Source organism: Candidatus Thorarchaeota archaeon, assembly GCA_021498125.1.
In the GTDB taxonomy this organism is placed as follows: Archaea; Asgardarchaeota; Thorarchaeia; order Thorarchaeales; family Thorarchaeaceae; genus B65-G9.
In genome coordinates, this window is sequence record JAIZWL010000007.1 from 87267 (window position 1) to 100290 (window position 13024).

Annotated in this window: 6 protein-coding genes and 4 pseudogenes; 4 read left to right on the forward strand and 6 right to left on the reverse strand. The window is 44.3% G+C overall.

The window, feature by feature from the left end:
- Nucleotides 1–51: 51 nt before the first annotated feature.
- From K9W43_12590 to K9W43_12615, 6 genes are all read right to left on the reverse strand, one after another.
- Entirely contained in the window at nt 52–1914 is a 1863-nt protein-coding gene (locus K9W43_12590) for a DNRLRE domain-containing protein (GenBank protein MCF2138064.1), read from the reverse strand.
- A gap of 199 nt (nt 1915–2113) precedes the next feature.
- On the reverse strand, nt 2114–4585 hold the full coding sequence (locus K9W43_12595; protein ID MCF2138065.1) for a hypothetical protein: 2472 nt from the start codon (nt 4583–4585) through the stop codon (nt 2114–2116).
- Nucleotides 4586–5132: 547 nt separating this feature from the next.
- Nucleotides 5133–5540, reverse strand: coding sequence for a DUF86 domain-containing protein (locus tag K9W43_12600; protein ID MCF2138066.1), 408 nt, complete (start codon nt 5538–5540; stop codon nt 5133–5135).
- On the reverse strand, nt 5509–5949 hold the full coding sequence (locus K9W43_12605) for a nucleotidyltransferase domain-containing protein (protein MCF2138067.1): 441 nt from the start codon (nt 5947–5949) through the stop codon (nt 5509–5511). The genes K9W43_12600 and K9W43_12605 overlap by 32 nt, the downstream gene beginning before the upstream one ends.
- Before the next feature lie 368 nt (nt 5950–6317).
- Complete coding sequence (locus K9W43_12610) at nt 6318–7859, reverse strand: caspase family protein (GenBank protein ID MCF2138068.1); 1542 nt, start codon at nt 7857–7859, stop codon at nt 6318–6320.
- A 483-nt stretch (nt 7860–8342) separates the two neighbouring features.
- Nucleotides 8343–9317 (reverse strand): hypothetical protein, encoded by a 975-nt coding sequence (locus tag K9W43_12615; protein ID MCF2138069.1) that lies wholly within the window; start codon nt 9315–9317, stop codon nt 8343–8345.
- A 185-nt stretch (nt 9318–9502) separates the two neighbouring features.
- On the opposite strand from K9W43_12615, the pseudogene K9W43_12620 reads away from it, so the two are divergent.
- The 4 pseudogenes from K9W43_12620 to K9W43_12635 all read left to right on the forward strand — a co-directional run bounded on the left by K9W43_12620 (nt 9503) and on the right by K9W43_12635 (nt 13020).
- Nucleotides 9503–11039, forward strand: a pseudogene (locus tag K9W43_12620) (2-isopropylmalate synthase).
- Between the two features lie 15 nt (nt 11040–11054).
- Nucleotides 11055–11531 (forward strand): annotated as a pseudogene (locus tag K9W43_12625) (3-isopropylmalate dehydratase).
- 132 nt (nt 11532–11663) lie between these two features.
- Nucleotides 11664–12479 (forward strand): annotated as a pseudogene (locus K9W43_12630) (3-isopropylmalate dehydratase).
- Between the two features lie 12 nt (nt 12480–12491).
- Nucleotides 12492–13020: pseudogene (locus tag K9W43_12635) on the forward strand (3-isopropylmalate dehydratase small subunit).
- Nucleotides 13021–13024: the final 4 nt, after the last annotated feature.

Below are 13024 nucleotides of genomic sequence, written 5' to 3' on the forward strand. Positions count from 1 at the left end.
TAAATTCCACTGTGTTCTTGGTCGACATAGGGTCTCATGTCCCAGATACACTCAACGGTATTTCTTTCGTATCCACAAAAGTACGACCACTCCGATCGCAAGTGCCGATGATGCCAAGACAATTATTCGCGGATCGAGAGGTGGCTGAAGAATGGTCGTTGTTTCGGTGTTCGGGGTCTCAGATGAGGTATCATTACTTGCCGTTGGAATTGGACGCCCCACATATGCAGTATATGTTGGATCATGGGCCAGTGCATACCCATCCCAATGAGGATATCCGATGCGATAGAGTAGCCAGCTGTCGCGGTAATCAATATCGACAGGAAACGGGTGTTCAAGGATCCGTGGGAGAAATGCTGAGAGAAAGCCACGGAATACAGTGACAGGTGTCCAGAATTGGTTCTCTGCAACGGACTCGTGTAAGCTGCTGGAGGGGCAAGCCGAGGCACGAACCTGATATTGTGATTCTGGATCTGTATAGAGTCTATAGTATTCGTCAAAGGAGATCCCATACAGTCCATTATCCGCGCTCGTGATATTAGCGACAGCGATTGGAATTGTCGGTTCGTCTGCTTGTGTGGAATTGTATTCCGTTGAGTTGACCGTTATCACTGGTTGTGAAGCGTTGGATAACACCATTGTACTGTGTAGGGCCGAGAGGCTGAGACCTTCAATATGGGCTCCTGGCACAATTGCTTGAAACTCTTCAGCAGTACCTAATGACAGATTTGTCTTTAGGGATGTTGTATTTCCTTGAAGAGAATAGTCATACGAGGTCTCCAAATAGGTGAGTTTCAAGAACGCAGCAGTATCCCCATACTTGGAAGTAGTGCCATTGACAAATGTGAGGTACCCAAGAACATCCTTGTAACGAACGCCCCATTTGTAGTGGATCGTACCGTTTACATCGACCTTTCTCACGTCTTGAGGTTCGAACCCTGTTGAGTAATTCAACGCAAGATAATACGCAGTCTCAAATGTATCATTCTCAAAATTGGCATCAAGGATTCCGTTGTGGTTGGTATCATTATAGAGTTCGAATAGTAGCAGGGAGTGACCGACCACTATTTCTTCATTATCCTTCGTGAAGTAGTGCTGTCCAACAAAGCTGATCCCCGGGAAATAATTGTTATATTTTGTGTCAGCAGCAGTGATATAGATCAATTGAGACCATCCTGTGTTAATCCACGTGTACCAGAGTGAAATATCTGATAGGTACCCCGAGCTGATCTCTTCGGTCACCTTAATTGTGTCAAGCACCGCTCCGGAAGTGTAGAGTACGTAGAGATGTGCATTCATTCCTGATGCGGGGAGTTCATCATGGGCCCAAAAGAGCCGTTGACCGTTCTCCTGTGCTCTGAATACTGCTGTGAGATAGTCCGAGCCAATAGCGTCTTGGAGGGCGGAGGCAAAATCTAACTGGTAACTTCTACTGTCACTTCCGCAGCTTGAGGTGCTGACGGTACGGTTTTTGATCGCAGTCCACGGAGCATTCGCCCATGTTATGGTGTCTTCGCTCCAATTATTGTATGTGCAGTAGAAAGCTCCGATCTTGAGGCCCTCGCCGAAACCATCCTTGATCGATAGGTATACACTTGCTGATGAAATGATGTCCCCCTTGTGAAGACCAGATATATTGAACTTCACAAAAACGACAGACTCTGAACCCGTCGCGGATTTGGAAATGTTGAGTATGCTCTCTGTTCCAAAATTGGAAGTTGGCTTGTCCGATCGCACATACGCATCACACTCAGTCCATGAACTATACACTTGGAAGTCTGCTGGAGTTGTCCCATGAACCGGTGGTATCGTGGCTGCTGATGAAGTGGTGCTGGAGAATGACCCCAACAAGATCCCCGACATAATTAGTGTGAGCATAAGAATAGAAAGCGTAGGTGCGCGATAGCGATACATAGATCTCCGTTCCTCCCTATTACCATTACCAGTACGTGATTGTGTATCTATGTACTTGTAATTCTTATATGAACTAATTCATTCACGCTTTTTTCTATTTCCATCTTGAGGTCGACTGAGTGCCAGTGGCCACTATTTGATCTACGTACTTCGACTATAGTAGTGGCCACTCTTGTTCTATCTATCTGTTCTCTCACTGTTAATGCGATCTACGAATCACTACTACCACGATAGCAATCACGGCGATTCCTCCAATGATTGCAATGTAATATATCAATGGCACCGGGGGCTCAACCACCTCTGGTGTGGGAATATCAAAGGAGGTTGTGGCTGATTGGGCCGCATTACCGGAGTTGTCCTCAGCAGTCGCAAAGAAATATATCTTGTTCGAGCTGAATGTGGAGACGCTAACACTGACAGCAAAGTGACTGCCATTAAAGCTCATCTTGTGTTCTGTGGCGAGAGACGGATCTGTTGTGCCATCCATGATTTTCATGGTCACTGAGGTCTCGTTTAGATCGTAATCCGAGACCTTTGTACTGAAGGTTATTGTTCTGTAGACGAAGCTAAACGTAGTGGTGACATTCTGAATGGATGGTGGTACAGTATCCTGTAGGACAAAGGTGTAGTTCCAGTAGTCGTGGAACATCGTCGCAGGTTTGTAGATGGCTGCGATCATGTGGTCATCAGGTCTCACATCGAGGGTACCAGTGTTGACTCGAAGTGTGAATGTCCCATTTGCTTCAGCAATAATAGGCAGTTCGATCATGGTCGAAGGCATATTGTTGATCGCTGCACGAGCGTTGCTCAGATTCGTGAGCATTGTTCCGTTCTCATCTCTCACAGCAAGGGAGATATTGAAGTCAGTGCCGAGCTCAACAGTGTGGCCGGTCGTGGACTGGAGTGATATGTGGCATTGACTGATGACGATCGAACCATCGGGTTGAGTTGGATAGATCCGGCCCTTGGCAAACTCGCCGGGTTCGAGGGACGATCGGGCGTGAGTAGCCTCTATGAGTCCAAAGTCCTCGACGTACAGGTTACCGGTAAGTGTCTTCGATCCATTCACCGACTGAATTCTCCCGACCACTGGGAAGATGTCCCGTGATGAGAGTATGACCTGCGCACTATACGTGTCGCCAAAATAGAGTCCCTTGGGATGGGTCTCAATCGTCTTGTTATTGATGTAGTCATACCCCAACACTGGTTGCCCTGTAGTTTCATTGATGAACGTCATACGAACTTTCCATATCTCCACTGGCGGATCAATGAACGGAATGCTCTCCACAAGGTCTCGTGCCTTCTTGAGCCACGATGGAAGGGTGACTCCCAGTTTTTCGAGGATCTTTGAACCCTTAACGACCATGTCTTTGATTGTTGTAATTGATAGGATCGCCTTCAGGGCGCTCTTGAGTGCCTTCTTGGTGATTTTTTCGAGTAATGCCTTTGTGGCACCATCGATGATCTTGCCCTGGATGAATCCCACAAGCTTCTCCATGAACTGTTTGACCATGTCCTTGCCGCCTTTGACGGCATCTAGCACATTCTCAACAATGTCTAGCACGATACTTGCATCAAGATCGAATTTTTCCTGTGCAGTCTCGGTCGTGCATGAATAAGTGTCCAGAGTATTATACTCTGCAACGATTTGATTTTGTGTACCAAAATAGTTGTGTGGATCATACGTGCCAGTGACTGCGTAGTCGATAATGTGATAGTTGCGGATCCTATTGTCATGTCCTATGTATCGTGCAAATGCGGTAACGAACTCGGTCTGTAAGGTCGCATTCGCCCCAATATAGGTCATGTTCAACAAGTCATGTGATCCTAAGAAGGACATGTATCCATAGGCCCCAAAGAATGGTAGGGTCAGTTCAGTTTGACATATGATGTAGTAGTGGGACTCATCAATGTTGGCAGGGTCAATGATCCCTAACTTGATGAATGGCAGCAAGAAGTCATGATTGGTGACATTCTCAGGTGCAACTCCAACTAGTCCCATAATCCCAAAAACATACCCATGCATATCAATGTCGAGTGACATATTGTACCGTTGAATGTTTGAGTCTTGCCAGATGTCGGGGACGCCATCGTTCTCTTCATCTGCCATGACATTTGTATAGCCTTGGACTTCAATTGCGTCAAGTGCTTGATAATAAGTAGGATCAAGTACAGCCGTGCGGGCAATAAGCAGTAGATACTCGATTGAAGTATTGGCGTATTCAAACACGACATCACCAGTTAATGCGTCATTTATCCCTAGCAGGTACCAATCTTCTGCGATGATCATAGAGCTGTTGGCCCCATCCATATTTGGTGCAGTGTAGGGATCATTCCAGCTGTAGACCTCAAAGGTAGTGTCTGCTAATCCCACGTCTTCAAAGCCCTTCAGCACTAGTGAATCGCTCATTATCGAACCATTGATCTTGAATAGAGCATACTCGAATTCCGAAGCGAACTCCATATACATCAAGGCCCCATCTGGAGCTCCAATGATTGGTGTAGTATTTCCAACACCTGCACTGGTCACATTATCTGACCATGCCTCTATATAGCCGGTCTTCTTTTCGTTAATGTACAGATCAGTTGCCGCTGAGAGTACTTTTTGTGTATCTCCCAAGGTATCCTCGATCTTTGAAGAACTCTCAACTCCCTGAAATGGAGCCATCATTCCATAGCTGATGAATAATATCGAAATGGACAACGTGACTAAGATTTTATTTTTGGTTGACTTACTGGCGTGCAATCTTTCACCGTCCTATTTTTGGACGTAATGACCTACTTCGATAAAAAAAACGAGACCAAAACATCCTTTTTACAGAGCTGGTAATCTACAACGATAACCAACGCGAATATTCATACAATAGATTCCTATCTATTAAATGATTTCGGCTTTCGTGGAATTGGAAAAAACTGGTTCTATCAAACTGTTTGTAACCCAATACCTTACATAGCTTACTCTTGTAAGAGCTCTATATCGATCACTACACTGGCGACTAGCATGATTGTGAGATTTGTGACTGGGAAGAGAAGCATTCCGAGCAAGAGGCTGGGACCAAAATGATATGGCGTATATGGCATTTCTATTCCCGCCAATTTCTAAAAATAGGTGACACATTAAATATCTTCAGCTCGGAGAAGGGATAGATTTGGCCACGCATAGCAATTTTACTAAAATCGGATAATTGTTCAGACAATTTATAATTTGTTCCACTGTGCTAGAACGAGAGTATCTGTTCCACGAATTCTAAGATATCTCCGAGCCGTTCTTGAACCAGTTTTAGTAAACGCACATTGTCAATTTTTGAATAGCCGTGAACGATCAGATTTCGAAATCTTGCCATTGCAGAGAGTCGATCAGCGAGACCGCCATCTATTATATTTGCTCTGGCTATTATTTGGAACATGTCTGCATATGAGTCACCACGTTCCAAGCCTTGGCTTGAGATGATATGTGACGCAATATCAATACAGGCTTCCATAATTTCAAGCAGTGTGTATTTTACGGCCTGCGTGTCCTTAAACTTACTGACAAAGTCTTCGGGATTGATGTGTTTGTATTCGCTAAGAAACTTAAGGTCCCTTTCAATAATGTCAATTTTTGATTGGATAATCTCGTCTTGCATAACGCTCTCGCCTCATCATGTCGTAACGATCAAAATAGTACTTAATGTCAAAATAATCTATCATCACCCGTTTTTCAAACATAATCCTGTGGCGTTCATTCCTACAGAAGATCACATGTGATTTACTAATTACCTGAAACAGGAATCTGACTGGTCGGCCATTGAGAATTCGCACATCAAAGTCTTGGTTGATTTGCTTCTCAAAATCCCTTATGATCTCGACTTCGTATAGGGCATTGGGTGTGAATTCCTCATCAAGTAATATTCCTATGTCCACATCATTGAAATGAGTCGAGCTAAGAACAGAACCGTACAGATATACTGTATCGACCTCAGCACGAGGTGCAAAAATGACTTCTGCAACTACCTCGATTTGCTCTAATAAGGCACTGTTGACCGTACTCTTCATACATGATTTGTTATTGTGGTTGATATTTTAACGTTGACTTTTAGAGAATTTACGTTTGCTGCTCTCTCCTATTGAATATCATCTGAAAATTGCTGACGGCCCCATATTTTCCCATACTTTTTACTATGCGGCTGTTAATTTTCAATTATATTTTGTGATGTGGATGGTTTCACGCCGATTCCTGTAAATTGGCTGTTTCTTCGCTTTAGAGCAGATATCGAGTAGGTGCTGGACATGATTTTTTGCAGAAATAGCGTTGAATGATCTTGTATTCACTCTCGCGGGGGAATAATTTTAAAATCTATGACTGCCAAGTTGAAACTGAGAGAGAAAAAAGAGGAGCGAGCCGTATGGCCCGCTGGTTTCACTTAGAGTCTAAATCCATGATATATGTCGCCGTCGAATTTCTGTGGAGTGTCAGCACCAGTATGTGGATAATGTGATTTGGCGTAGCTAAAGCAAGACTCCATCAGAGTGTTAGGATTGCTACCATAATGATTGACGAGACCATATTCTAAGAAGTAATATGTCCATGCGCCATTATGGTGCGTACCATCGTCCCAGCCATAGCCGTGATCCGTGCAGGTCGTTGTCATAAAGACACGAGCGCTACCGGCAAGAGCACGAATCTCAGGGATCAGGCCACCACTGTAACAGTGGTCTACAAAGATGAATGTCTTTGCAGCGACCCATGTCTTGACTATACTGGCCAACTCGGTGTCATACAACTTACCATTCGAGTTCTTACAGTCCCACATACACAGATATGAGCTACCCTTGCCGTTGCCGGAGCCATGTCCTGATGTGATAAATGCAACTTGATCGTCACCATCGGCATGTGCGAGCCAATTGAGACCCGCCTTGACATTGCTCTCGGTGGCAAGCCCGCTGTAAATCGGATAGTGTGATCTGTGGCCATCACCGTAGACCCTGATGTAGTTGTAATGCATCACATTATGGAGGTAGTTGTACCAGTCTGTCGCATCCTCGTCACAATATGAGAGATCGCTTATGTATCTGTAATCGCTGATGCCGACTATGACTGCCCACTTCCTTACAACACCATCTCCATAAGTGAGTCGCATGCCATCACCAGAATTGGGAGCCAATTTGAGTTTCCATCCGGTCTTAGATGCAGACCCGCTTCTGATCTGAAGAGTCAGTTTGTGATGTGAGTGAAGTGAATAGTCGCCAAGGTCGAACGTCTTGGTATTACTCCACGGTACAATATATCGGTTTGATTCAGGTACGACCGTCGAGCCATCAACCATGGCACTAAAGAATCGACGACTGCTGTCACTTCCCCTGGCAATCATTAGATCCAGTAGGGTATTCTTGCCAGCACGAAAGTCAAACACCAGCTTGGATCGGTATGCCTTTGGGAAGTATACAGAATAGACTTTTGCTCCTGATTCACCATAGATGTGCGTGACCTTCCAGCCATATTGTGAATAGCCACCATAATTAATGGCCAGTGTTAGCCTGTGAATGCCACTTCTAAGGCCCATCCCAACACTCTTGTGGAATCCGCTACTGTCAATTGTGTATGACTTGATTTTTTTGTCATCAATGTAGATCTTCAAGTATCGACTATGGGTATCCCTCACACGGGCGATATCAATCCGAATCTTGGAGAACCACCTCAATCTGACCTCGAATTCTAATTTTGCAACAGAGGCCTTCGGAAAATACAGGCCGTCCAAAGTATTACTTTGGGCTGCAAAATAGTCTGGGGTGCTTCCACCACCACCGCTACTACCACCGCCCCCGCCCTCACCAGGATCCGGTTGGATATTTCTTGAACTTGCCTGTCGCGGCGCGATGCTGACGCCTTGAACTGTGACAAAGAATATTGGCAAGACCAGCATAATAATAATTAATATCTGTCCTGCTTTTTTTGCGTTTGCCAACTTTTTCTAACCTCGCTGTTATTTTTTCATAAATATACCTACAAGGTACACCAGATGATACTTTGAACAATCCGTCCTCCTGAAAATCAGATCTGGACGGATTGTCTTGTCAGACAATATCCAAAAGCATATAAATTATTTTAGCTAATCATGCTAATAGTAATTGTACAAAATACAAAACTTTCCCATGTTTTATCCCAATCGTCCCATCTATTTGTTGTCCTATTAAGGACCAAATTAAACCTTTTGTTGACCCGTACAGAATGGTCTAGTTGTCTTAGTAATTGGCAGGTGGATACGGCGGTCTATCGTTACGAAGTGTTCTAGCTCAAATATCTGATTTGTATTTTAACGATATAGATCGCCTTAGGCCCCCTCTATCTGTGGCATCTTAGTACCGTTTGTGACCCAACATAAACTCAACCATCTCGTGATGATTTTCATATTACGGATAGTTTTACATTCATACAAGGTGGATCTGCTTCAATCATCGGTTTGCCCCGCCGATTGGATGAGCGCGCAAATCTTGCCGAGAGTTTGCCCGTCAAACGCTACCGAGTTCCCATCCATAATGTATGTTAGACACTCAATTCCAAGTTCAGAGAATTTTCCTAAATCGAATTTTCTAATATTTTTGGGAAACACCGCAACAAGTGTAGGCCTTTTCTTTTCGTTTGCTGTATGAAATAGTAGCTGGCCAATTGCAACGTAGACGCTATAGGGTGATGTTGTCGTTTTGATTTCGAATACTATTGCAAAATTCTGTTCGTTGTCAGGAGATGGAATATATAGATCGACTTGCTGGGTGTTGGCTGTTTCTATCCCTCTCTTCAGCAATTCCTGTGCCAACGTGTTGACAATGAACCCATGACTGCAGTCAGCTCTCACTTGGTCTGAGTACAATGGATATTCCTTTTGGCCTGAGAACTCCGGACTGAACGAGTGCCTTCTTGGATCATGTTGTTTCGTACCTGTTTTAGTATGCTTGATACGATAAACCTCCTGAACGAAATTTGCTACTTGAGCGGGGAATGACGGTTCACCGATTGCGCCGACAAGAGCTGCGTTTGCTATTCCCGCCTCATCTCGAACGTCTACCAATTTTCCGCGATATTCGCTGAAGAATTTCTGTTTAGAAATCCCCTGTTCTCGACCTCTGATTCCTCCTCGGTGCAGCACATAGTACCTTCCCTTTTCGTCTTTTGCAATAATACCTTGAGATCTCCGGTTAGTGTGCTTGTACGGAATATTGATCTCACACACAGTATTGTGGGAGATTTTGGATTCCCACTCGGGCTCTTCGAGTCCGAAACCCGTCCAGTATCGATTGTCATATTTGTTAAATAACCACCATATGCCGAGATCTCTTGAGTAGGATACATCTACACGTTCGCTTCCTCCTCGGTATCCAACGGTTATTGTTCCTGAACGACTGGCTGCAACTTTTAGTTCCAGCAAGAATTGATTTCTGACACGAGTTATCTCGTTCTGTTCGTTTAGCGCTTCTAACATATTTAACAATCCTATTTACAATCAGCAGCCCTGTGAATTTACGTTTTAATAGTTGCAATGTTGTCATGGTCACATTTTTTTCAAGCAGCACGGCGTTAGCAAAAATGTGCATAACTACGAGGGACATTTGAGTGAAAAAGAAAAAACAAATTGCAATTTTTGACACGACTTTAAGAGATGGAGAACAGTCGCCTGGGGCCAGTATGACAAAGGATGAAAAACTTCGGATGGCACAACAACTTGAAAGGCTTGGTGTAGATGTTATAGAGGCGGGTTTTCCAGTTGCATCCAAAGGTGATTTTGAAGCCGTCAGTGAAATCTCCAAACAGATTAAAGATTGCGAAATTGCTGGTCTTGCAAGGGCAAGCAAGAAGGACATCGATACAGTATGGGATGCCCTTAGACATGCTGGTGATCGTGGCCGGATTCATACCTTTATTGCAACAAGTGATATTCATATGAAGTACAAGCTTAGGATGAGTAAAGAGGAAGTATTGGCTGCTACAAGAGAAGCTGTACGACATGCGGCATCGCATACTTCTAATGTTGAATTTTCAGCAGAAGATGCGACAAGGACGGAACTTTCCTTTTTGGCTCAAGTAGTTGAAGCAGCAATAGATGCTGGTGCAAGTGTTGTAAATATTCCTGATACTGTTGGTTACACCATGCCCGATGAATATTCGCGGTTGGTCACTTATCTTCGTGAGCATGTTTCAAATATAGATGAAGCGGTAATCTCTGTTCATTGTCATAACGATTTAGGAATGGCTGTTGCAAACTCCTTGGCAGCAATTGCCGCAGGTGCACGTCAGGTGGAGTGCACAATAAATGGTATAGGTGAGAGAGCAGGAAATTGTGCGCTCGAAGAGATTGTAATGGCTCTCAGAACACGGAATGATCTTTTGCCGTATACAACGGGGATAGTTACGGAACAGATCATGAATAGTTCAAAACTTCTTTCAAATCTGACTGGTATTCCTGTCCAGCCGAATAAAGCAATTGTCAGAAAATGCCTTTGCCCATGAAGCCGGGATTCACCAGCACGGTGTATTAATGGAAAAAACAACCTACGAAATTACGACGCCTGAATCCATAGGTCTCTCTCGAAACAAGTTGGTGCTGGGGAAACACTCAGGGCGTCACGCGTTTAAAGAACGCCTGAAGATTCTGGGCTTCAATCTCTCAGAGGAGGAACTCGAAAAGGCGTTTGAACGCTTTAAAGCGCTTGCGGATAAGAAGAAAACCGTCTTTGATGAAGATATTGAGACACTTGTCATCGATGAAGTGTATCGCCCGACAAAAAGATTCGAACATATCCAAATGAATGTGGGTTCTGGTTCTTTTGCCGCTCCTACAGCAACCCTTGAAATGAGAATAAATGGTACTGTGCGAAAAACAGCGGTTATGGGCGTTGGACCTGTTGATGCTGCTTTTAAAGCTGTAAAAGAACTCACGGGAATTGAACCGCTACTCAAACGATTCACAATAGGGGCTCTCACTGGAGGGACCGATGCGCAGGGTGATTGTACAGTATTGCTGGAGATCGAGGGTCGTGAAGTTATGGGCCATGGACTACACCCTGACATAATTGTAGCAAGCACCAAGGCGTTTATTAACGCACTAAATCGGTATACCTTTCTCAAAGACAGGTCGAGGATTGAATATTAGATTAGAGGAGATGAAATGGGGCAAACAATCGCAGAGAAGATATTTCTTGCTCATGTCGTCGATGAACCTGTCGAAGGGGAATATGTATTACGGACTGACATGGTCTTTTGTCATGAGATCACAACCCCTCCTGCTATTGAAGACTTGGTGGAACGTGGGAAGGATAGAGTCTTTGATCCCTCCCGAATAAAGGCAGTTATTGATCATGTCACTCCGGCGAAAGATAGCAAGACTGCTTTGCAACATAAAATTCTCAGGGACTGGGCTCGTAGACATGGGATCACAGACTTTTTCGACGTTGGCAGAAATGGTATCTGTCACGCACTGTTTCCCGAAAAAGGATTTGTACGACCTGGGCAGACAATCATCATGGGTGACTCCCATACCTGCACTTATGGGGCCTTTGGGGCTTTTGCTGTAGGTGTTGGCACTACTGATCTTGAGGTTGGGATTCTTAAAGGAATCTGTACACTTAAACCGCCACGATCAATAGGCTCTGTGTGAAAAGTCTGTGTGATAGAGGATTATGAAAAGAGTGAACATCATTTTGCTTCCGGATCCGAAACTCTTCAGGATTCATTCTGCCTTGAACGCTCTATATCCGTGGACTTTTCACACAGCTCCCGATCAATAAAAGTAATTATTACTGGTACTCTTCCAAATGGGGTCTATGCAAAAGATATTGCTTTGAAGGTTGTCAGTACTCTGGGAGCTGGTGGGGCAACAAATTGTGTCATCGAATATACAGGTGACACTGTCACAAATATGAGCATGGAGGCACGAATGACCCTTTGCAATATGGCCATAGAAGCAGGTGCAACAACTGGCATCTGTTTGCCCGATGAAACAACGGTTGACTATCTGTGGCCATTCATATCCAACGAGTACCGTGACAAGGCGGACGCCCTTGATAACTTCAAGAAATGGTACTCGGATGAGAATTGTCAATATGAAAAGGAGATAACCATTGAATCACCATCGATAGAGCCCCTTGTAACGTATGGATATAGCCCCGATCATGTAAGACCCGTTACGGATTTGAAAGGCACTCCAATTGATCAGGTGTATATCGGAAGCTGCACTAATGCCCGAATTGAAGATTTGCGTGTAGCAGCCAGTATCCTAAGAGGTCATCAAATTGCCGATTCTGTTCGAGGAATCGTGTCTCCTGCAACGGTTGATATTTTCTCGCGGGCTATGGAGGAGGGTTTACTGAAAATCTTCATGGACGCCGGATTCAGCGTAACGAATCCTACGTGTGGGGCTTGTCTTGGAATGAGTAATGGCGTGCTTGCCGAAGGCGAAGTATGTGTTTCAACAACCAATCGCAATTTCAACGGACGAATGGGGCGGGGAGGTATGGTTCATCTTGCAAGTCCTGCAACAGCAGCCGCATCTGCAATAGAGGGCGTGATTGCAGATCCAAGAAAATATCTGTAAAGGCGATGTGAAATGAACAATAAATTCTCAGGAAAAACCCTTCTCGTTGATAGGTCTGATATAAACACTGACGAGATCATTCCTGCCAGGTATCTCACTGAGATCACAAGATCCGCCTTACGGCCATACCTGTTTGAAGATCTCGATTTGGAGGGTCTCGTTAAACCCATTGATTTTAGTCAGTACAGTGTGATTATATCTAAAGCGAATTTCGGATGTGGTTCTTCTCGTGAACATGCTGTCTGGGCACTTGAAGTAAATGAGATCTATACCGTTATCGCAGAAAGCTTCTCTAGGATCTTTAGGCAAAATATGTTCAATTGCGGATTGTTAGCTATAGAGTTGAGTCATGAAGATATCGAAACTATCTTTTTCATTAGCTGAACATGACGAATTGTTTGTTAATGTTAATCTCCAGAGCGAGCAAGTACAAGTCAAGACTTCTTCTATCAGCGAAACATTTCCTTTTAGGCTGAGTCCCTTTGAGAAAGACCTGGTCGCGGAAGGGGGATGGGTTAATTATGCAGACAAGCGCTACTAAGAAT